This window comes from Pseudomonas sp. LBUM1662 (genome assembly GCF_059695915.1).
This window is the reverse complement of the sequence record NZ_CP166793.1, coordinates 853,673-874,181: the sequence shown is the minus strand read 5'-3', so window position 1 is coordinate 874,181 and position 20,509 is coordinate 853,673. Positions and strand designations below refer to the sequence as shown.

The window sequence follows — 20,509 nt, the reverse complement described above, 5'->3', positions numbered from 1 at the left end:
TTACAGGCTGCGAATAAGCTGCGACAGCCCCTTGCCGATGGCAGTCGGTTCCGGGAGCTTGAAACGCTCCAGCAGGCGACTGTTGTTGGCGCGCGAATGGCGGATGTCGCCTTGACGTGGCGCGTGATGAATCACCTTCAACGGGCTACCGGTGACGGCACCCAATTCGGCGATCAGATCGTTGAGGCTGGTGGAGCGACTCAGGCCAACGTTCACCGCGCCGGGGCTCGGTTCACTGACTTCCAGGGATTGCACGAGAATGCTCACCAGGTCCTGGACATAGACGAAGTCGCGAGTCTGCGAACCGTCACCGAAAATCGCCACGGACTGCTCGGCCAAGGCCAGCTTGGTAAAGATGCTGATCACGCCGGAGTACGGCGATGACGGATCCTGGCGCGGGCCGAAGATGTTGAAGAACCGAAAGATCATCGGCTCCAGACCATGTTCGCGACGATAGAAATCCAGGTATTGCTCGCTGGCCAGTTTGTCGCTGGCATACGGCGTGAGCGGGGATTTTGGCGTGTCTTCGTGAATCGCCGTGCCTTCGCCGTTGTTGCCGTAGATCGCGGCGCTGGACGCGAATACCACGCGCTTGATGCCGGCCTTCACCATGCTTTCGCACACGTTGAGGGTGCCGACGAAGTTGCTTTGATGAGTGCTGACAGGATCATCCACCGACGCTTGCACCGAGGCCACTGCGGCCAGGTGAACGACAGCACCGCAATCGCGCATGGCTTGTGCCACTACGTCGCCGTCTGCGACATCACCGATGACCAGGTTCAGATTGGCGTTATCCATCGGCAGATTGCTGACCTTGCCGGTGGACAAATTATCCAGCACACGAACCTTGTAGCCCTTGCCAAGCAACGCTTCTACGAGGTGCGACCCAATAAATCCGGCACCGCCAGTCACCAGTATTCGCTCAACAAACATGAAATCTCTCCCTGAACAGTAGAGCGGATACGAGTGGTTAAAGTCCGCTGATCTATGGCGCAAGGCCATCAAAACGCGGCCGATAATGGGAGATCAGAAAGACAGTGTCAATAGTTTGTCTGCTTTGTCGCCGAACGGTAATCCCCTCAGAAAAACAGTCATTTATTTGGCGGCATTTATTAGCTACAAGCTGTCATACCATTGCCACGCCCGACCCGCAGACTCGTCTGGCACGGAGCATTCGCCATGCATCAAGCCCTGCTCATCATCGACGTCCAACCCAGCTTCGATCCACCGCAATGGCTCATTGACGGCATCCGGAAACTCATCGGAAGCCTGCCCAGCGTCGCTACTGTTGAACGTCACGACGAATTCATGACGCCGTTTGAGAAACAACTCGGCTGGCACCCTGCGCTAGACGATGACAGCTTGATCGAGGCTGATCGCGTGTTTATCAAACATGGCATTGGGGGTGAAGCTTTGGGAGCATCATTTCAAGCACACGATGAGGTCGGATGAGGTGTTCCGTTTTTAGATTGGGTGGCGCCTGCGACTCCTCTGCGCAGAAACAAATACTGTATTTACATACAGCATATCGATAGCTAAGGTGACTCAGGTGATCGCTCAATTGACTTCAATCAGGTCGGGCGGATAATCAGCGACCGCTTAGCAGATCGCTATGCTAGACACGATCATTCTCAGGACTTTGACCAGGAGGTCATATGGCCAGCTCTATCGACGCAGCGAAATTTTTCCTCGCCCAAGCGAATGAAGATGCAGGCGATCTTGTGTCGAACCTGAAGCTTCAAAAACTTGTGTATTACGCACAAGGGTTTCATCTCGCAGTCTTCGACAGACCGCTTTTCGACGAACAAATCGAGGCATGGACTCATGGACCCGTAGTGCCGTCTGTTTATCATCACTTTAAACAGCATGGCAGCGGCAGCATCCCCTTCCCGGCCGATTTCGATGCAAGCGTTTTTTCTGCGGAACAAATGGATCTGCTAAATGAGGTTCAACAAATTTATGGTCAGTACTCTGCGTGGCGCTTGCGAGAGTTGACTCATGAAGAAGCGCCATGGAAAAACAACTTCAAGCCTGGTGCTGTGAGCCTTGAGATTCCAGTGGAAGAGATGCGTACATTCTTCAAGGGACTAGTCAAATAAGGAAGTGGGTTGATGGGGCATCTCAAGGATAGAGCAGTAAAGCAAAGCAAGGTTTTGAAGGGGCGCTCCGAGCCTGCCGACAATCCGGACTTGAAGCCACCGGTTTTCTCGTTTGAGTATTTACAACAAGGCTATTGCGTCAGTGACTGCTCATCTGATGAGCGCGGCGGTGTGCTTGGCAAAATTCGCGTTCTAAGCCAGCTCACTTGGCAGCAGCTCAGACAAGCGCCAAGACATGGCTTGGGCTATGAAATAATCGATCGATCCTCCCTCAAGCCTGCAATTCCACTCGTCGTTACACAGGATGTGCATCTCATTGCCTTTCGTGCAATCGGAAAGGCGCCGATGGTGGGGTTTCGGTTCGGTAGAATTTTCCATGTTCTCTGGGTAGATCGGGCATTTACGCTATACGATCACGGCTGATCAGTTTTTCATCAGGGTCTGGCTTTACACCAAAGTAACTCGCTCCTTTTTCGGAGGATGAAATGAACGTCGGGATTCTAGCCGTCTTGGCGGCCATGTTTTCTATGTGCATACGGGCCGCCACCGAGGTCGCGCCCCGTGTCGAGCAGGTCCCTTTCGACAAGGGTAACAATGCTGTCGAGATCAAACAGTCCATCCAGGGCCAGCTCACCGCGCAATACCGTGTGAGTGCGAAGGCCGGCCAGATACTGACCGTCGACCTCAAGCCTTCCAACGCCTCTGCCTATTTCAACATCACCGCCAAAGGCGCGGACTACGCGCTGTTTAATGGCTCAATCATGGGCAACCACTTCATGGGGCCTTTGCCCACCGATGGCGAATACACGGTTCAGGTGTACCTCATGCGCAACGCCGCACGGCGCAATGAAGTGGCGAACTACAACCTTTCCTTGAACCTCAGCCCCTCCGACACCTCGAACAGCACTCAGCCGTTTGACCAGACGCTTGAATTGCAGGGCATTCGCTTTCATGTGACGGGGAAATGGGTCGACGGCAACCCTGCCGTGAGCATCTCGCCTCAAGGGCTGGAGATCGATAACGCAGAGGTCACCCGGACGCTGACCGGCAACATCGTCCGGGCGGAGGTGGCAGACCTTGATCGGGATGGCTCGCCGGAAATTTACGTCTTTGCCAGATCGCCCGGACGTGGAATGCCCGGGGAGTTGATTGCGTTCGCAGCCAATCGCAAAAAATCGCTGAGCGAGATTTACCTTCCGGTTGTTAGTGAGAACGCGAAAGCGGCCGAGGGGTATCAGGGCGAGGATGAGTTTGCGGTGGTGGAGGGTGTGTTGGTGCGGCGGTTTCCGGTGTATGAAAGTGCGGATGAGGGGGCAGGACGGACGGGGAAGATGCGGGAGATTCGGTATCGGTTGGTGGCTGGGGAGGCTGGGTGGGTTTTGCGGGGGGATGGGGTTGCGGAGTATTGAGATAGGCAGTTACTTGGCTTGTAGGAACGTAGTACTCGTCCTAGGAAACTTCCCGCAACTCGTGTCGGCTTTCATGAACTGGCGGAAGGTGTTTTGCATCGATAGCCTTCAGGTGTCGCTGCAAAAACAGCGAACGGCTTTGACAGGCTGACAACCAGAAACTTTCACTCTTCCTGATAAAACGGCATCCTTGCGCGTGTGCAGTTTTTTCATGGCGGCTGTGCGTGGGGCATCTTAGGATGCACCGGTTTCTGGTTTGCCGGTCTGTCAACCCGCGTACGGCTGCCACCCTTCCCTGTTTGACAGCAGGGGCATGGCAGCTCCTGAAACAAACCGGAGATGCACCATGAAAAAACACAGCCCTAACCCGCCGGACTCGGCAAGAGAATCCCCCGAATTATCGGATCTATCCGAAACAACCGAACGCATCATCAGCGCCCGCCTGCGCAACCCGAACCACCCCGACCCCATCAGCCACGTTTTCACCCTCCTCCCCGACGTCGACACACCCACCCTGCTCGCTCACGCCTGCGAAACCCTCGCCTCGCTCAACGTAATGACCACCGACCTGGCCTGCGAACTCGAAGGCTCGCGCCGCAACGTGGCATTGGCGATTCAGCAGTTGGCGTTGCTCGGCGAACTGCTGGTAAACCGAGCGCTGGACAACCTCGACCCGCCCGCTGGCGTGTCCGAAATTCCGTCCGCCAGCCACCCCTAAGTGGTCGCGCTCTTTTACCGAATGGAGGTTTTGTCATGGATCGATACATGCCTGTCACCGGCATCGACTGCACCATCGCGTCGCTGCTGATCGACACTGAAGCACCGCTGGACGTATTGCACGAAACCGCGGCTTACCGCATCCGCACGGCGACTCAATTGCTGGAGAGCTTTGCTGTGAGCGAAGGTGTTCACAGTGAATTGGCGCGGGTGTTAGTGACTTCACTGCGCGATGGCTGCGATTTGATGGATGTCGTTGGGCGACGATTGCAGGCGCAGGTTTCGTCGATGTAACAAAAAGGCACCTGACGAAACTATTGCAGGTGCCCTTTTAAGAGCTGAACAAGTAGTGATGTTCCGTATACGTGACATTGGGAGCTGAATGTTACGTAAACGGAACACCGCTCAGGCTGATGACCCAACAGTAAAAGCGAGGCGTGCCGGCCGGCCTTAGCTCAAGCACACATATTCCCCTGTAGGAGCTGTCGAGTGAAACGAGGCTGCGATCTTTTGATCTTGCCGTCGCTCTGCCCCGACCGACGTAATGCATGAGTTCTGCCTATGGGAAATGGGCAGCGGATAAAGATCAAAAGATCGCAGCCTCGTTTCACTCGACAGCTCCTACAGGGGCACGTACTCCTGAGCCAGGCAGGCTCAAGTTACTGTTACCGCTGAAATGGATATGTACCCAGCTCCAAAACTTTCTTAAGTGAACAGCATTACGGTCATCCACCGGCTTTTTTTATTATCGAGCGATATCGTGCTTTGGTCCTGCTTCTACACTCAATCCGCACCCGCCCCAAAACACCCACAGCCAGAGCCCCCATGACCACCCTCAAAGACCGCTTGAAGCAAGGCAAAAATGCCCGCAAGAATTGCCCCCGCAATACTCAAGCGTCCACGGGAAAAACAACCCGCGACCCACTCCCGCTGATCAAAGCCTCCAGCGAAGGCCGAATCAAATCCCTGGTCGAACTCCGCTACGGCCGCATGCTCGTGTCCCCGTTCAGCTTCTATCGCGGCACTGCGCTTTTGCAGGCCCACGACCTGGCAACCACGCCGAACATGGGCCTGATCTCGCCTATCTGCGGCGATTGCCACCTGATGAATTTCGGCGGGTTTGCCACGCCCGAACGCAATCTGTTGTTCGGCGTCCACGACTTCGACGAGGTCCATCCCGGCCCTTGGGAGTGGGATGTCAAACGGCTGGTGACGAGCATCGTTGTGGCCGCCCGCGATCTGCGTCATGGGGAAACGGTCGAAGAAACGGTCAGCCGCGAAGTGGTCCGCGCTTATCAGGAGACCCTGCTCGAGTGCGCCGAACAAAGCTCGCTGGAGACGTGGTACGAGTCCATCCGTTACGACGACCTGCGCAAACAGGCGAACAAAAAAACGCTGGAGCATATCGAGCGCGCCATCGAAAAGGCCGAGGGCCGCTCCCACGCCGAACTGCTGCCGAAAATCAGCGAGCGTGACGCACAGGGTCGACTGATCATTCGCGATGACCTGCCGGAAATTTTCCACCTGCACAAAAACACCACGCTGCTGAGTGCCGACGATGACTGGCTGCGCCTCTCGGATTGGCGGCCGATCTATGACGCCTTCATGCGCGAGTATCCAGGCACGCTGCAGGCTGACCGTCGAGCGTTGTTTTCACGTTTTCACGTCCAGGACATGGCATTCAAAGTGGTGGGCGTCGGCAGTGTGGGTACCCGTTGTCTGGTGGCCTTGCTGGCTGACGATCAGGCGTTCCCGCTGTTCCTGCAATTCAAGGAAGCACGGCGCTCGGTGCTGGCCGATTACGTGAAAACAAAATCAAAGGTGCGGCATAACGGTCAGCGGGTGGTCGAGGGTCAGCGGTTGATGCAGTCGGCCAGCGACCTGTTCCTCGGCTGGGCCACCGGCCCCAGCGGTCGACACTTCTACGTGCGGCAATTGCGCGACATGAAAATCTCGGCCGAACTCGAGACGTTCGATGCGGGCACCTTCGCCGCGTATGGGCGCGTCTGTGGTCGCGCCCTCGCCCGTGCACATGCCAAATCGTCCGGGCAGGCCGCGCAGATCAGCGGTTACATCGGCAGGAGCGATGCCTTGGCCGGCGCGTTGTTCAAGTATGCGAAAAGCTATGCAACACAGAATGAGCAAGACTTTGAGCGATTCCAGCAGGCCTGCCGCAAGGGTCGGTTACAAGCTCGCTCCGAGGCAGACTTTGCGGCAGATCATTTGCCCTGAGCGGGTAACGCGGTCCATCCACATGAATTTTTCTTCACCCCACCCGCCCTCTCCAACCGGTACATTGCCCTCGCTCATTCAAGAAACTACGGTTTGCCCGCCCTCCCGCGGGCTTTTTTTTGCCTTTTGATTGATGAGCGGCGCCCCATAACCCAATACCTGCCCCGCAATTGTCGCAAATCACGTCCAACCACCTTATTGGGTGTACCATCAATGTCTGTTCATCAGATATCAGTTAGCCATGCCCACGCAAAGCGAAGAGAGCCGTCAGATCGTTGCTTCTCTGGCGCACCGTGTTGGCCCCGACGCTGACATCGCAAGGATCGCCCAAGCGATCATTTCAACCTTGCGGGATATGGAAGTAGCCCTCACGCCCATCATCGGCCAGCAAGGGGTTGCCGCGCTTTATCGTCGCAGCCTCCACCTGTGCGCCTCTACTCATCCGCGTTTAGCCAGCACCCGCGACAATGTGCCGGCCGGCATGGACCTGACGGCCCTCAAGTCCGTAATTGTTGAGCAAAGCGACGCCGATGCGCTGTTTTTCGGTGAAGTGTTGCTGACCACCTTTTACGAGCTGCTGTCCACGCTCATCGGGCCCTCGCTCACCGAACGCTTGCTTCGTGGCATGTGGGAACCTTATTTGAGCGACACCCCTTCGCAGGAAAATTCGCCATGAGCACCAAAGTGACTATCAACCGCCTGGCCACCGGCGTGCCAGGACTGGACGAGGTGCTGGGCGGAGGTTTGCCGGAGTTTTCGTTCAACCTGATCGCCGGCCCTCCCGGCTGCGGCAAAACAACCCTGGCGCATCAGATGATGTTCGCCTTGGCGACGCCTGAACGCCCGGCGCTGTTCTTTACCGTACTGGGCGAGCCGCCGCTGAAGATGCTGCGCTATCAGCAGCAATTCGATTTTTTCGACAGCGAAGTGATCAACCAGTCGATTCGCTATATCAACCTGGCGGCCGACACCCTGGCGGGGAATCTAGACGAGGTGCTGCGGCGCATCGTCAGCGAGGTGGAGGCTCACTCACCGGGGCTGGTGTTTGTCGATTCGTTCCGCTCCGTGGTACTGGCCAGCCAGACCCAGGACAACCCCAACAACAACCTGCCGCAGTTCGTTCAGCAACTGGGCATGTTGATGACCACCTGGCAGGCGACGACCTTCCTGATTGGCGAATACTTCACCGAAACCGACACCAACCCGATCTTCACGGTGGCCGACGGCCTGATCTGGCTGCGCCAGAGCGTCCAGCGCAATTCCATGGTGCGCAAGATGGAAATCATGAAGATGCGCGGCCAGCCAACGTTGCCGGGGCTGCATACCTTCCGTATCGCTACGTCGGGGATCAAGGTTTTCGCACCTGCCAGCGCCAACCCGGTTGAAGCACCGCTGGAGTTCCCGAGCAAACGCCTGAAAATGGGCGTGCCGCAGCTCGATGAAATGCTGGGCGGCGGCCTGCCCCGGGGTTATTCCTTGCTGGTGGCCGGGCCATCGGGCTCGGGCAAAAGCATCCTGGCGTCAACCTTCCTCGCCGAAGGCGCGCGCAATGGCGAGACCGGCGTGATTGCGGTGTTCGAGCAACGGCCTAATCACACCCAGAACGCCGCCCTTGCGGGACTGATCGAGAGTGGGCAAGTCGGCCTGGTGGACAGCCGCGCGCCGGACCTGTCCATAGACGAAATCGTACAGTTGCTGCTCGGCGAGATCCGCCGACTGAAAGCCACCCGGGTGGTGATCGATTCATTGTCGGGCTTCGAGCTGGCGTTGGCGCCGACCTTCCGCGAAGACTTCCGTGAATCGCTGTCGCGCATGGTCACGGCACTGACCAGCATCGGCGTCAGTGTCTTGATGACCTCGGAACTGGAAGACCGCTACACCGACCTGCGCTTCAGCCCATACGGCACGGCATTTCTCACCGACGCCATCATCGTCCAACGCTATATTGAAGTAGAGAGTCGCTTGTTGCGCATCATGGCCGTGGTCAAGGTGCGGGCCAGTGCCCATTCCGATGAATTGCGCCTGTACCGCATCGACGATAACGGCCTGCAGATCGGTGAGATGTTGCCGGATCAGGAAGGGTTACTTGGAGGCCGGCCAACCCGGCAGCTCAGCAAGGACGAGGTGTAAACCAGGACCATGACCGAGGCCAATGGCACGAACGCACAAACGATGGCCACCACCGCTCGTGAGTTGTTCCTGCTCGGCCAGAAAACCGTGGAAGCGCGTGCGGTGCTGGCGGCGTTGAAAAAGGAATTGAGCGATACCAATAACCGGTTGGAGGACGCCCAGCAAATCGAACAATTGGTCGAAGCCAATCAGCAATTGGTGCTGGCCATACTGCTGGCGCAATCGGACGCGGAAAAACCCCATCGCTCGGAGGAAGAACAACAGTTGTTCCTGGAGATGCGCGAGGCCAACGCGCAATTGGTGATCGCCGCCCTTAGCGCTCAAGACCTGCAAGCGTCGGCAGAACACACGCTGGCGCAGCAACGCAACCTTCTCACGTTGGTCGCCCATGAACTGCGCAACCCGCTGACACCCATCAGCATGATCGCCGGCCGCCTGGTGCGGGTGCCCAGTGAAGAGTTGCCGCGCATGCAGGCATTGATCGAGGGCCAGGTGCGGCACATGACGCGGTTGGTGGATGACTTGCTCGACGTGTCCCGCGCCAGCACTGGCAAGCTGCGCCTCGATCGCCGGATCGTCGACATGGTGCAGATCATCCAGGAGGCCATCGAGGTGTGCCACCCGGTGATGAACACCCGACAGCTGCTCTTCACCACCGAATTGCCCACCTGCGCGTTGTCGGTGGATGGCGACCCGGTGCGGCTCACACAGATTCTCGGCAACCTGCTGGGCAATGCGGCCAAGTACACACCCGTCGGGGGCCATGTCACGTTGTCGGTCACCGCCAAGGACAACGTGCTGGAAATGAGCATTTGCGATGACGGCATCGGTATTTCCGCCCAAGCCCTGCCGTTTATCTTCGAGCCGTTTGTGCAAGACGTACACGCCGTCGGCTTCAACGGTGCAGGCCTGGGCATTGGTCTGACGGTGGTTCGCGAACTGGTGGAAGCCCATGGCGGCACGGTGATCGGCAGCAGCGACGGCGACGGCAAAGGCAGCACCTTTATCGTGACATTGCCGCTGGCGGTTTGAGTTTTTCCGTTGGCCACGTAATGCTTGCGCGACGATCCCCACGAACCGGAGCGCCCTATGCCGTTGTTGTCCCTGCCCTGTAAACGCTTGACGCTGGCGGTGCTCGACCCTGAACAGGCAGCACTGGAAAGCGACTTCTACCGACGCAATCAAAGGCACCTCGCCCGGTGGTCGCCGATTCGCCCCGCCGATTACCACAGCCCCGACAACATCCGTCCGCGCCTTGAAGTGCAAGCCAGCGCTTTCCGGGCCGGCCTCGCGGTGCATTTCGCGCTGCTGGACCCGGACAACGGCCAGATGATCGGCGCCGCCAACTTCAGCGGCATCACTCGCGGGGCGTTTCAGGCGTGTTATCTCGGTTACCACATCGACGAATCCCGTCAGGGCCAGGGCTTGATGCAGGAAGCACTGGAAGCGGCCATCGGCTACATGTTCGATGAGCAGAAGCTGCACCGGATCATGGCCAATTACATCCCCGGCAATGAGCGCAGCGCGCGGTTGCTGGAGCGTCTGGGCTTTGAACGTGAAGGCTATGCCAAGGCTTACCTGAGTATCGCCGGGCGCTGGCAGGATCATGTGTTGACGGCGCTGATCAATGATCGCTTTGAAGCCCCGGAACAGCACTGGTCCAGACGTCTCTCGTAATACTTCGCCGCCGTTCACAATTCATTAAGCATTCGCCCCGTATGCTCGGGCTTCAAGGTCCACCTGCTCGGTAACCAGAAGCCTATGTCGCGTCCTGCCACCTCCCTGTTTCTGCTTGCCGCTGTGCTGTTTTTCTTTGCCTTGGGCAATCATCAACTGCAAGGTTCCACGGAGGCCCGTGTGGCCGGGATCGCCATGCAAATGCACCTGGACAACGACTGGGTGACGCCCCGTTTGTTCGGCGAACCGTTTCTGGAAAAACCGCCCTTGAGCTTGTGGCTGGATGCTGGCGCCATCCGCGCATTCGGTGGCACGCCGTGGGCGGTGCGGCTGGCTTCGGCGTTCGCCGGGTTGTTCAGTGTGATGCTGTTGTACGCGATGCTGCGGCGGTTCGGCCGGTCCAAGGCGATTGCATGGACGGCCGGCATCCTGCTCGCGACCATGGCCAGCTACTGGAGCAACGTGCGCGGGGTTGGCGAAGACGCATTGCTCGCGCTCGGCGTGACCATGGCGCTGCTGGCGTTCTTTCAGGGACAACGACAGTCGACACTCGGCAACGCGTTGCTGTTTGCCTCGGGAATTGCCATCGCCACATTGAGCAAAGGCGTGCTGGGTCTGGCGATGCCCGGCGTGGTGATTTTCGCGTATCTGCTGGCCGAGACACTGATGGACAAGCGCCTGAAACTCTCCGACTGGCTACGCCCCGGACTGCTAACACTGTTTGGGTTGATTCCGCTGATGATCTGGCTTGCCGTGTTGTATCAGCGTGGTGGCGCGCAAGCCGTGGGGGAAGTGCTGCTGACCAACAGCGTCGGACGCTTCAGCGGGTCCTTCGTCGAGGCCGGGCACTACGAACCGTTCTACTACTACCTGGCCAAGCTGCCCCAGGCGTTTCTGCCGTGGAATATCCTGGTGTACCTGGGGTTGTGGCACTTCCGAAAAAGCCTGATGGCCAATCGTTACTTGCTGTTTTTCACCCTGTGGATCGTGGCGCAGTTTGTGATGCTGACGTTGGCGTCGAGCAAACGCACGGTGTATCTCATGTCGATGACGCCCGCGGCGGCGGTGATTGCTGCGGAGTATGCGAGCGTTCTGTTCGAACGGCTGAAAGTACGCGAAGGGGCTTCGAACCTGTTGGGGCGCATCGCACGGCATCGACGCGGCGTGGCGATTGGCGCCCTCGCGTTGGTGATCGGCAGTTATCTGGCTGCGGCTCAATGGGCGCTGCCTCACGCGGACCGCAAACTGTCCTTTATGCCGTTGGCCAAGCAGATTCAAACGATGCAGGCCGACGGCCAACACGTCGCCCTGTTCCAGGCCAACGAACGGGTCGGCGGCGCCAGCGTGTTCTACACCCGGCAAGTGCTCAAGGGCCTGGACACCGAGGCGCAGCTGCATGAGTTTCTGGCGGCCTCCCCCTCCAACGTGGCGGTCATGTCCGGTGAAACCGAACCGGCCGCGCCCTTGAAAGTGCTCAAGACCATGAAGGTGGGGCGTCAGGCTTACTACTTTGTAAACCAGTAAGCGGCTCAGCGGTCGGCGCATCAGCCTTTTGCAGCACCGGCACCTCCAGCCGCGCTCGGCCGTAAAACGCCAACGCCGTCAGCAAACACGCCAGCCACACGAAGATCCCGGCCCAGAAGGTGTGGGACATGTAGTGCCAGCCTTGCAGGACTCGCGTCGTGCCGTAGACGAAACCGAGCAGCAATGCGCCGTACATCAGCGCTTTGGAATAGCGCCAGCGGTGGCGGCGAGCCACGAAGTACAGCGCAAGCAGGGTGAAACCGCCGGAAGCATGCCCACCCGGCCAGCAACGGCCATCACCGGCTTCCTTGAACAGCTGGAAGTTTTCGTACCACTCCACATGGGCCATTTTCCCGCCGTAGAGCGTCGTTTCGATCGGGCAGTAAACGCTGGTGTGCGCCTTGAGGAAATGGATCACGCCGGTGCAAATGGCGAACGCGACAACCACAAACAGGAAATCGCGACGATGCTCGTAGGCAAACCGGAGCACCGGGGCGGCTTTGCTGCGTTCCAGGAAACTGCCGAGACGCGGATGCCTTTGAACGTTGAGCAACGGCCAGACGAACGACAACATGGCACCGATCACGGCGATTTCCCCGGTCCAGTTCGGAATGATGCGCGCCCACTTATGGGTGAGCTTTTCAAAGAAGTGAACCTTGTCGAGCGGGAAGATCTGGGCGACCGGATCAAACAGCAGGTTGCTGAAAGCGATGTCGATGTTGGTCATGTCGAACATCAGGAAAACCACGGCCGCGCAGACCAGCGGAATTCCAAAGTTCACCCAGTAAAAGCGCTGGCGGGAAGAAGTCAGCATGGTGCATCCAGATCCAGAGGAAAAATTCATTGGGTGGTCACCGAACGCCAGTCGGAGGCTTCAATGAAGCCGAGCATGCGCGGCGTCAGAGGCTTCTTGGCGGAAATAAACAACGAAGCGCCATAACCGAGCGTGGAGGTCGACACCTTGAGGTCTTTTTCAAGTTGCGCCATGCATTCGCTGTGGGTCACCAGGATCAGATTGCGGCCCGCCACTTTGTGCGCCAGGGCATCACGCAGCATCGTGCCCTTGCAGCTCACCAGCCAGTCCTCGCCCACACCGACCTTGTTGAACATGTAGCCGGCCGTCTGTGACGTGCGAATCATCGGGCTGTTGTAGATATCGGTCTTGTCCAGCCCCAACTGTTCGAACTGCGCACCAACATTCACCGCAACACTGCGCGAGCGATCGGTAATGCCATCGTCGCCACTCAGGCACGCGGCTTTCGAGTGATCACAGCGCTCGACATGGCGGACCAGCACGATGACGTCGCCTTTGGCCCATTCGGCGGCCAACGTTCGGGCGCCCGCCACATTGCCATGGGCCAGGTCCGGCACAGCGGCTGGCCGCAACAGCCATACCGTCAACGGAATCACCAGGAGTGCCGAGGCCAGTACCACGACGGTATTTCGATACCGGGCCAAAACGCTCAGATTGATCGAGCGTTTGATCCCGAACAGACTCAGTCTCAATTCCACATCAAACGGCCTCACCCGCATGCACCCTTGTCATTCGATGCCGCGAGGGTAGAGAGGCGCGCGTCGGTGGCCGGTGAAACCCATGTGAAAAAAAGCTTAAGCCGCCCACAAAAAACCTTGTTACAGATTCTGTCCGACAAAATCCTTTCAGCTCTCGCGATTGCTGCCGATACACACCTGCTACACACCCTTGCTGGCACCTAAAAACAACAATCTTCCAGCCAACCGACGATCGAAAGCGCAACGTTCCTGGAGGAATTTGATGAATAGCTGGTTCGGCAACATCAGCGTGAACATGAAACTGGGTCTGGGGTTCGGCCTGGTCCTGGCACTGACCTGCGTACTGGCCCTGACCGGCTGGACAAGCCTGGGCGGTTTGATTGACCGCAGTAACTGGATGAGCGACATCACCCAGCTCAACGCCGGCCTGACCAAGCTTCGTGTGGTGCGCCTGCAATACATGCTGACCAACGGCGATGAAACCGCCGCTCAGAACGTACAGACCACCCTTGACGCCTTTTCCGCTCAGCAACAATCGTTGTTGTCGAAGTTCAAGAGCCCGGAAAACCTCAAGCTGCTCAAAGAACAAGGCACTTACATCGACGCCTACAAGACGTCGCTGAGCAAGATGCGCAGCGCCTACCGCACTGGTAACAGCGCCCGCGACACCATGGGCGCCAATGCCGAAACGGCCAGCACGCTGATCGATGCCATCAGCACCCGCGTGCAACAAATGCCCTTGAGCGATCAGCGCTTCGAACAATTCCAGGCCGTCACCGCCGCCAAGGAAGCGTTCATCCTGGCCCGCTACGAAGTGCGCGGCTACACCGCCACCACCAATGCCGAGACCGAGCAAAAAGCCGTCGTCCAACTGGATTCAGCGATTGCCAGCCTGAAGCCGCTCAACGTGCAGTTTGCCGACACCCAGCAAGACGCCCTGCGTCAGCTGGAAACCGCGCTCGGCAACTACCGCAGCGCCTTGCAGGCTTATAAAGCGGCCAACACCGATGCCGTGCAGGCACGCAAGGAAATGACCGACCAAGGCGCAGCGATCGTGACCCTGAGCGATCAGCTGTATCAGATCCAGCTCGATCGTCGTGACGCCGAAAGCGCCCAGGCGCGCACGCTGCAACTGATCAGCACCTTGCTGGCATTGTTGGTGGGCATCATTGCTGCCGTGATCATCACCCGTCAGATCACCGGCCCGTTGCGCGACACCCTGGCCGTGGTCGAACGCATCGCCAGCGGCGACCTGTCCCAGGACGTCAAAGTGACCCGCCGCGACGAGCTCGGCGTGTTGCAGCAAGGCATTGCGCGCATGGGCGTGACCCTGCGTGACTTGATCAGCGGCATCCGCGACGGCGTCACCCAGATCGCCAGCGCCGCTGAAGAGTTGTCCGCCGTCACCGAACAAACCAGCGCCGGCGTCAACAGCCAGAAGATCGAAACCGATCAGGTGGCCACCGCCATGCACGAGATGACTGCCACCGTGCAGGAAGTCGCGCGCAACGCCGAAGAAGCCTCCCAGGCGGCAGCCGCCGCCGATGGCGAAGCTCGCGAAGGCGACAAAGTGGTCAACGAAGCCATCGCCCAGATCGAACGTCTGGCCAACGAAGTGGCGCGTTCCACCGAAGCCATGAGCGTGCTGCAACAGGAAAGCGACAAGATCGGCAGCGTCATGGACGTGATCAAGGCCGTCGCCGAGCAGACCAACCTGCTAGCCCTCAACGCTGCGATTGAAGCTGCGCGTGCCGGTGAAGCCGGTCGTGGTTTTGCCGTGGTGGCCGACGAAGTCCGTGGCCTGGCCCAGCGCACACAGAAATCCACCGAAGAAATCGAAGGCCTGGTAGCCGGTCTGCAAAATGGCACTCAACAAGTGTCGACCGTGATGAACAACAGCCGCGCCCTGACCGACAGCAGCGTCGCCCTGACTCGCAAGGCTGGCGTGTCACTGGAGAACATCACCCGCACGGTGTCCAACATCCAGTCGATGAACCAGCAGATCGCTGCCGCTGCCGAGCAGCAAAGCGCTGTGGCCGAAGAAATCAGCCGCAGCATCATCAACGTGCGCGACGTGTCGGAACAGACCGCCGCGGCCAGCGATGAAACCGCTAAATCCAGTGTTGAACTGGCGCGGTTGGGTGGTCAGTTGCAGCAGATGGTGAGCCACTTCCGCGTTTGACGATCAGTCAGCGCTGAGTCAACGATCCAATCGCGAGCAGGCTCGCTCCCACAGGTAAGGCGTCGAACACAAATTCTGTGTTCAACCCCATGACCCTGTGGGAGCGAGCCTGCTCGCGAATGCGTCAGGTGAGTCACCGCGTCCCGCGCTGACGCAAGGCCGACGGCATGAAATACGCGTCTTCCGGCACCGGTTGGGCGAAGTCCACGGTGGCGGGTTCTTCGTTGTCCAGGTTCTGCACGTAGTAACGACGCGCCTGCAAGTCATGGAAGACATCGAGCGCGCTCCAGGTGGTGGGCAGGTCGTAGAAGTTTTTCAGGTAGGCCATCGACACCCGCCACAACTCCCCTCGCCCGTCATATTGATCCACCAGCGCGGCGCCCCAACTGTCCTCGTCCAGAAACAACACGCGTTTGGAATAAATATGCCGCGAGCCTGGCTTGAGCGTGCCTTCGACCACCCAGACCCGGTGCAGCTCGTAGCGGGTGAATTGCGGGTTGAGGTGGCCCGGCGTGAGCAACTGTGCGTACTTCACCTCAGGGCTGCCGACTTTGTAGTTGTTGTACGGAATGTAGACCTCTTGCTTGCCCTTGAGCTTCCAGTCGTAGCGATCCGGCGAGCCGTTGAACAGGTCGGTATCGTCCGCCGTGCGCAGGCCGTCGGATGAAGCGATCGGCGTGTCATACGCCAGGTTCGGCGCGCGGCGCACACGGCGTTGGCCGGCGTCGTAGACCCAGGCCTGACGCGGGTCCTTGAGCTGGTCCAGGGTCTCGTGAATCAACGCCGCGCCACCGGCCAGCCGGGCCGGGCTCTTCACGAACGCCAGGTAGTAGAACAGGATGTTTTTCAGGTCGGCGAACTGCCCGCCCGGCCGGTAATAGTTGAAGAGCCCTTCCTGCTGCGAGGTCACGAGCGCGAAGCTGCCGTTGCGCTGGACCGGCGCTTCGGAGGCACGACGCACCACATAGATGCCGCGATAACGGGTGATGTGGTTCCACAGCACTTCGATGCCGTCCTTGGGCACCGGGAACGGCACACCGCCATAGGCATCGGCAAACCCGCTACCGCCCTCGAGCAACTTGGCCGAGGTCGCATTCTTGAAGGTGTTGTCATACAGCCACTGTGGCGCCGAGCCCGATCGGCGAGTGGAATAGACCGGCATCTGGAAGGTGTCGGGGTAACTGTTGAACAGTGCAATCTGACCCGGGCTGAGGTGGGCCTTGTATTGATCAAGGTTGGCCTTGGTGATGGTGAACAGCGGTTTGTCCGCCGCGAACGGGTCCGGGTGGTGCTGCCCCGGTTTGTAGCCGGCCGGCGCCTGGGTGATGCCGCCGGCCCAGGCCGGAATGGTCCCGGCGGCGTTGCCGGCACGCTCGGCGCCCAGCGGCGTCAGGGTGGTTTTCAGTTGTTCGGCTTGCTGGGGCGAGATGGCGGCCAGCGTGCTGCCGGCTGCGAGGCTCAGGACCAGCGCCAGCGTGGTTTTGGTCAGTCGTGACGTGTGAAACATGATCGTTCTCCGAAATAAATCCTGCTGCGGTCTGCAAGACACAGAAGATCCAATGTGGGAGCGGGCTTGCTCGCGAAGGCGATGTATCAGGCGACATCTGTGTTGGATGTGCCGCCCTCTTCGCGAGCAAGCCCGCTCCCACATTTGGTTTGCGTGTAGCAATCAAAGGAAGTACTTGAGGTTGAAGCCGACGTTGTCGCGGTCACGCAGGCCGTTGTCCTGCCCGCCGCCGTAGAACTCGGTGTATTGCAGCTCGGCTTCCAGCTTGTTCTGGTAGTTGGCCTTGATCCCCAAGGTGTAGGCCTTGCGGCCCTCGATAGTGTTGCCCGCCTGATAACTGTTGCCCTCGAAGTCATCCTTGTAGACGACATAAGGCGAGACGTTGACCCCGGCATATACGTCGTTCCAGGTGCCGTTCAACATTGCGGTGTAGCTGTAGGAGTTGCGGTTGACCTGGTCGGTGCGGTCGCCGCCGGACACATAGGAAAAGTTACCGGTGCCAGCGTAGTAACGGGTACTGCCGTCGTACGCGGTGTACTGCAAACTGCTGCCACGCAGGTGCTCGGACGCCAGTTCGAACACGCCGAACATCGAGTCGAACGACATACTCGGGCCAAAGTTGTAAATGGTACCGACTGAGGTGTTGAACGCTTCGACCCGCACAGCGTTATTGATCTGGCTGTCGAGCGTGACCTGTTGCCCGCCAATGTTGATGGTCTGGCCGGCGGCCGCTGCGGCAGCGCCGTTGGCCAGGTCGCCGATCAGGTCGTTGGTGGCCGCAACGCCGATGGGCAGGTTCGGACGATAGGCCACTTCACCGAACACCGACGCCTGGCCCAGGGTGGTGTTGAAACTGAAGCCGTACATGCGGATGTCTTCGGCGTAGCGCCGATGCGCCTGAATATTGCCCAGCACATCCACGGTCGCCAGGCCGTTGGCCAGTTGCCCCGCCTGACTGCCGGCAACACCGGTCAACAGGCTGGTCAGGGCATTCATGTCGATGCCCTTGTACCCGCCCAGATCAGCGGAAATGGTCGGTTCCTTGGCGTGGTAATTGACCATGTACAACCCGAACTCGGTGCTGTTGAGTGCTTCGGCGATGTAGCGAAAGGCAAAACCGAACTGGCCGTCGTTGCGCGCGTTGTAATCCTTGCCGACCGAGGCCACCTTGACGGTATTGCCAAAGGTGGGGGTCACTCCGTTGGCGTAAAGGCCGGTGGTACTCAATGCCTGGCTGAGCAACGGGTTGTTGCCCAGCGCACTGTACAAACCGATCACATTGCCAAAACCAGGCACCGGAGTGTCCAGCGCAGTATCGGTAAAGTTGTTGTAGCCGGTGTTGCCGCCGTCGGCGAACAGGTCCGTCTGCGAGTAGAACGTACCGACCGGGTCGATGCGGGTTTCTTTCCAGTTGGTCTGGTAAAAGCTTTCCATGGTCAGGGTGTCGGTCAGGCCGATGTTGAAGCTGAGCGCTTCCACCGGCACCAGCACTTCCTTGACTTCGGCACCGGGCAAACGGTATTTGGCCGCGTCCACCGGGTTGGTGGTGTTGATTCCGCCACGGTAGAAAATCCCCTCGCCCCAGTTGAACACCTGGCGTCCGATACGGGCCGTGACCGGCATCTGCGCGACGTCCCAGTTGCCATAGAGGTACGCGTCGAGCATCTCAACCCGGCTGCCGGCGATATCACGGGTCTGACTGGTGAAGTGGTCGTCCTGCGGGTAACTCTGGCTCGGTTGCGAGGGGTTGTTGTTGCGGTAGTAATCGTTGCGCTTGTCCATCAGTTGGGTGTCATAAAACGCGGTGCCGCGCATGAACATCCCGTAGTTCTGATAGTTGGCCTCCAGCTCCGAGGTGATCTTGTACACCTCCGAAACCAGCCCGGTGTCGAAGTTGCGATTGCCGTCGTTGGTGTTGACGTCATCGTTGCTCTTGTCCCGGCCCTGGACCCGCCACAAGCGGCCATAGGACAAGGTGCTGTCGAACGAGCCGGTGACCGAATTGTCCAGCACACTGAATTCCTCGGCCTGCACGCCGTCGACCGCGCACAGTTGCAGCAGCCCCGCCAGGCCGACGCCGTGGAGCGCCGCGCCAGACAGGCGAAATCGGGTTCTCATGATCTTTTCCTCTTCCCTGGTTTTATTGTTTTTAGGGTGTCTGTGTGAGTGGGCAACTTGGCCGCGAAGGCTATGGCGCCAAGCCCGCACTGACATAAATCCGGCTGTGTGCGCCGAACTGCCCCAGCAGTTTGAACAGCTGTTGGTTAAGTGCCGGATGATCGAAATCTTCGCGCTGCACCTGGTTTGCGGTGCTGAAATCGCTGGTGATCGGAGCCTTGTCCAGCCACTGCCCGATGGCGTCATCAAAGGCTGCGGATTCGTCGGCGGATTCGGCGCTCACCACTTCGCGCAGGTAGTCGACCGAGTACGGTGGGTAACTGGCGTCGTGTGCAGCGTCGGCATAAGCATCGAGCATCGGATGTGCCTGGCCAGCGCGCAGCAAGCGACGCAGCCAGGTCGACTGATATTTCTCCACTTCCATGTGCCGGGTGGCGACCCGTTCGATGGCTGCATGCTTGTCGGCATCGAAGCCGGCCAGTGCCTTGCTTTCCAGTAGCAGCAGGCTCGCCAGTTCGACCCCGGGCAGTGGCTTGGCGTGATAAGGCTGGGTCAGGTCCTGAACGTGGTGCAGGCCCCAACCGAGAAACCGATAACCCCAGTAAGGATGGCCAGTGGAAAACGCCAGCCGCGCCAACCCCATGTATTGATAGGCGCGCCAGTCCGGCCAGCTGCGCTGAAGAAATCCGGCCGCGGCGTACACCACCGCACTTTCATGGAAGAACCCCATGTGGAACGGCGCCTGGGAGCTGTACTGAAACCGGGCATCACCAAAAGGCTGCGGGCCGAAGCCGTACAACGCGCCCACCTCACCTGGGTTGTCGCTGAACAGGTTGATGTCGTGGCCGTAATCCGGCTCGTCGGCGGCGCTGGCCAACACGGCCAGGGGCGCTACTTTTTCACCATCAACCACACGGATGAAACGCTGGCGATTCCACGGCGACAGGGTCTGCTCAACCATGACCTGTTCGGCTTTCAGGTGTTCACGCTCGGGCAGATCCTTGCCCGGCATCGGCTGGATAACCATTGCCAGATGAATCTGCGGGTTGATCCGCAACGCGGTGAGGAAATCGTGGCGCAGATTGTCCCCAGGTACCGTTGGCAATTTCAGGTTGTCGGGGCGCGGCGGGTATTGAGCAAAGTGCTCGCGGGCGAAGCGTTCCTGTTCCTCCAGCAGCGCGGATACGGCGGGGTATTGTTGCGCGAGAAACTGCTCCAGCGGCTCGACCTCGACCTGCGGGGCATCGTGCAAAACCGGCAGATCCTGCAACGCCAGGTAGCTGCCGACCGTATGGTTGGACCAGCCCCACGCCATCGGTGCCGTTCCACAAAGCAGCAGCAGGAGGAATGTCAGCTTCATTGCTTTTGGTTCTTATTGGATGAGCAGTGGGGTTGAGCCTAA

Annotated in this window: 18 protein-coding genes and 2 pseudogenes; 14 read left to right on the top strand and 6 right to left on the bottom strand. The window is 59.1% G+C overall.

The window, feature by feature from the left end; all coding sequences use genetic code 11:
- Entirely contained in the window at positions 1-933 is a 933-nt protein-coding gene (locus ACA049_RS03755) for an NAD-dependent epimerase/dehydratase family protein (protein WP_497333248.1), read from the bottom strand.
- A gap of 246 nt (positions 934-1,179) precedes the next feature.
- On the opposite strand from ACA049_RS03755, the pseudogene ACA049_RS03750 reads away from it, so the two are divergent.
- The 12 genes and pseudogenes from ACA049_RS03750 to ACA049_RS03695 all read left to right on the top strand — a co-directional run.
- A pseudogene (locus tag ACA049_RS03750) lies at positions 1,180-1,398 on the top strand (hydrolase); the annotation flags it as partial.
- Between the two features lie 257 nt (positions 1,399-1,655).
- Entirely contained in the window at positions 1,656-2,099 is a 444-nt protein-coding gene (locus ACA049_RS03745; protein WP_497333246.1) for a Panacea domain-containing protein, read from the top strand.
- A gap of 12 nt (positions 2,100-2,111) precedes the next feature.
- The gene (locus tag ACA049_RS03740) at positions 2,112-2,522 is read left to right on the top strand and encodes a hypothetical protein (protein ID WP_497333244.1); all 411 of its coding nucleotides are present in this window, start codon (positions 2,112-2,114) and stop codon (positions 2,520-2,522) included.
- A gap of 62 nt (positions 2,523-2,584) precedes the next feature.
- Positions 2,585-3,508: a hypothetical protein gene (locus tag ACA049_RS03735; RefSeq protein ID WP_497333242.1), complete on the top strand. Its 924-nt coding sequence runs from the start codon at positions 2,585-2,587 to the stop codon at positions 3,506-3,508.
- 346 nt (positions 3,509-3,854) lie between these two features.
- Positions 3,855-4,226 carry a DUF6124 family protein gene (locus ACA049_RS03730; RefSeq protein ID WP_497333240.1) on the top strand — a complete coding sequence of 124 codons (372 nt, stop codon included), beginning with the start codon at positions 3,855-3,857 and terminating at the stop codon, positions 4,224-4,226.
- Positions 4,227-4,261: 35 nt separating this feature from the next.
- The gene (locus ACA049_RS03725) at positions 4,262-4,519 is read left to right on the top strand and encodes a hypothetical protein (protein ID WP_208670081.1); all 258 of its coding nucleotides are present in this window, start codon (positions 4,262-4,264) and stop codon (positions 4,517-4,519) included.
- 531 nt (positions 4,520-5,050) lie between these two features.
- Complete coding sequence (locus ACA049_RS03720) at positions 5,051-6,457, top strand: DUF2252 domain-containing protein (RefSeq protein WP_497333238.1); 1,407 nt, start codon at positions 5,051-5,053, stop codon at positions 6,455-6,457.
- A gap of 241 nt (positions 6,458-6,698) precedes the next feature.
- Positions 6,699-7,133 (top strand): hypothetical protein, encoded by a 435-nt coding sequence (locus ACA049_RS03715; RefSeq protein ID WP_497333236.1) that lies wholly within the window; start codon positions 6,699-6,701, stop codon positions 7,131-7,133.
- Positions 7,130-8,587, top strand: a complete 1,458-nt coding sequence (locus tag ACA049_RS03710; protein WP_497333234.1) for an ATPase domain-containing protein — start codon at positions 7,130-7,132, stop codon at positions 8,585-8,587. The genes ACA049_RS03715 and ACA049_RS03710 overlap by 4 nt, the downstream gene beginning before the upstream one ends.
- 9 nt (positions 8,588-8,596) lie before the next feature.
- Entirely contained in the window at positions 8,597-9,619 is a 1,023-nt protein-coding gene (locus ACA049_RS03705; protein WP_497333232.1) for a sensor histidine kinase, read from the top strand.
- A gap of 57 nt (positions 9,620-9,676) precedes the next feature.
- Positions 9,677-10,264, top strand: a complete 588-nt coding sequence (gene rimJ / locus ACA049_RS03700) for a ribosomal protein S5-alanine N-acetyltransferase (protein ID WP_497333230.1) — start codon at positions 9,677-9,679, stop codon at positions 10,262-10,264.
- An 84-nt stretch (positions 10,265-10,348) separates the two neighbouring features.
- Positions 10,349-11,788 carry an ArnT family glycosyltransferase gene (locus ACA049_RS03695; protein WP_497333228.1) on the top strand — a complete coding sequence of 480 codons (1,440 nt, stop codon included), beginning with the start codon at positions 10,349-10,351 and terminating at the stop codon, positions 11,786-11,788.
- Here ACA049_RS03695 and ACA049_RS03690 read toward each other — a convergent pair.
- Positions 11,739-12,602 carry a phosphatase PAP2 family protein gene (locus tag ACA049_RS03690; RefSeq protein WP_497333226.1) on the bottom strand — a complete coding sequence of 288 codons (864 nt, stop codon included), beginning with the start codon at positions 12,600-12,602 and terminating at the stop codon, positions 11,739-11,741. The two genes, ACA049_RS03695 and ACA049_RS03690, sit on opposite strands and share 50 nt — an antisense overlap.
- Positions 12,603-12,628: 26 nt before the next feature.
- Positions 12,629-13,300, bottom strand: a complete 672-nt coding sequence (gene pmrG, locus ACA049_RS03685; RefSeq protein WP_497333224.1) for a lipopolysaccharide core heptose(II)-phosphate phosphatase PmrG — start codon at positions 13,298-13,300, stop codon at positions 12,629-12,631.
- Between the two features lie 262 nt (positions 13,301-13,562).
- Between pmrG and ACA049_RS03680 the strand changes: the two are divergent.
- Both ACA049_RS03680 and ACA049_RS03675 read left to right on the top strand, forming a co-directional pair.
- Positions 13,563-14,624: pseudogene (locus ACA049_RS03680) on the top strand (methyl-accepting chemotaxis protein); the annotation flags it as partial.
- On the top strand, positions 14,619-15,482 hold the full coding sequence (locus ACA049_RS03675; RefSeq protein ID WP_497336764.1) for a methyl-accepting chemotaxis protein: 864 nt from the start codon (positions 14,619-14,621) through the stop codon (positions 15,480-15,482). The pseudogene ACA049_RS03680 and the gene ACA049_RS03675, both read left to right, overlap by 6 nt.
- A gap of 133 nt (positions 15,483-15,615) precedes the next feature.
- On the opposite strand, the gene ACA049_RS03670 is transcribed toward ACA049_RS03675, so the two are convergent.
- The 3 genes from ACA049_RS03670 to ACA049_RS03660 all read right to left on the bottom strand — a co-directional run bounded on the left by ACA049_RS03670 (position 15,616) and on the right by ACA049_RS03660 (position 20,467).
- Positions 15,616-16,989, bottom strand: a complete 1,374-nt coding sequence (locus tag ACA049_RS03670; protein WP_497333222.1) for a DUF1329 domain-containing protein — start codon at positions 16,987-16,989, stop codon at positions 15,616-15,618.
- A 162-nt stretch (positions 16,990-17,151) separates the two neighbouring features.
- Entirely contained in the window at positions 17,152-19,107 is a 1,956-nt protein-coding gene (locus tag ACA049_RS03665; RefSeq protein ID WP_497333220.1) for a DUF1302 domain-containing protein, read from the bottom strand.
- 70 nt (positions 19,108-19,177) lie between these two features.
- The gene (locus ACA049_RS03660) at positions 19,178-20,467 is read right to left on the bottom strand and encodes a phospholipase (RefSeq protein ID WP_497333218.1); all 1,290 of its coding nucleotides are present in this window, start codon (positions 20,465-20,467) and stop codon (positions 19,178-19,180) included.
- Between the last annotated feature and the right edge of the window lie 42 nt (positions 20,468-20,509).

Bases quoted from the DNA above. Each gene is read 5' to 3' on its own strand.
- ACA049_RS03690 (WP_497333226.1), bottom strand. From the start codon at position 12,602: ATGCTGACTTCTTCCCGCCAGCGCTTTTACTGGGTGAACTTTGGAATT.
- ACA049_RS03735 (WP_497333242.1), top strand. From the start codon at position 2,585: ATGAACGTCGGGATTCTAGCCGTCTTGGCGGCCATGTTTTCTATGTGC.
- ACA049_RS03675 (WP_497336764.1), top strand. From the start codon at position 14,619: ATGGGCGTGACCCTGCGTGACTTGATCAGCGGCATCCGCGACGGCGTC.
- ACA049_RS03665 (WP_497333220.1), bottom strand. From the start codon at position 19,107: ATGAGAACCCGATTTCGCCTGTCTGGCGCGGCGCTCCACGGCGTCGGC.
- ACA049_RS03745 (WP_497333246.1), top strand. From the start codon at position 1,656: ATGGCCAGCTCTATCGACGCAGCGAAATTTTTCCTCGCCCAAGCGAAT.
- ACA049_RS03755 (WP_497333248.1), bottom strand. From the start codon at position 933: ATGTTTGTTGAGCGAATACTGGTGACTGGCGGTGCCGGATTTATTGGG.
- ACA049_RS03705 (WP_497333232.1), top strand. From the start codon at position 8,597: ATGACCGAGGCCAATGGCACGAACGCACAAACGATGGCCACCACCGCT.
- ACA049_RS03660 (WP_497333218.1), bottom strand. From the start codon at position 20,467: ATGAAGCTGACATTCCTCCTGCTGCTGCTTTGTGGAACGGCACCGATG.
- ACA049_RS03710 (WP_497333234.1), top strand. From the start codon at position 7,130: ATGAGCACCAAAGTGACTATCAACCGCCTGGCCACCGGCGTGCCAGGA.
- ACA049_RS03695 (WP_497333228.1), top strand. From the start codon at position 10,349: ATGTCGCGTCCTGCCACCTCCCTGTTTCTGCTTGCCGCTGTGCTGTTT.
- ACA049_RS03670 (WP_497333222.1), bottom strand. From the start codon at position 16,989: ATGTTTCACACGTCACGACTGACCAAAACCACGCTGGCGCTGGTCCTG.
- ACA049_RS03740 (WP_497333244.1), top strand. From the start codon at position 2,112: ATGGGGCATCTCAAGGATAGAGCAGTAAAGCAAAGCAAGGTTTTGAAG.
- ACA049_RS03730 (WP_497333240.1), top strand. From the start codon at position 3,855: ATGAAAAAACACAGCCCTAACCCGCCGGACTCGGCAAGAGAATCCCCC.
- ACA049_RS03720 (WP_497333238.1), top strand. From the start codon at position 5,051: ATGACCACCCTCAAAGACCGCTTGAAGCAAGGCAAAAATGCCCGCAAG.
- ACA049_RS03715 (WP_497333236.1), top strand. From the start codon at position 6,699: ATGCCCACGCAAAGCGAAGAGAGCCGTCAGATCGTTGCTTCTCTGGCG.
- ACA049_RS03725 (WP_208670081.1), top strand. From the start codon at position 4,262: ATGGATCGATACATGCCTGTCACCGGCATCGACTGCACCATCGCGTCG.
- rimJ (WP_497333230.1), top strand. From the start codon at position 9,677: ATGCCGTTGTTGTCCCTGCCCTGTAAACGCTTGACGCTGGCGGTGCTC.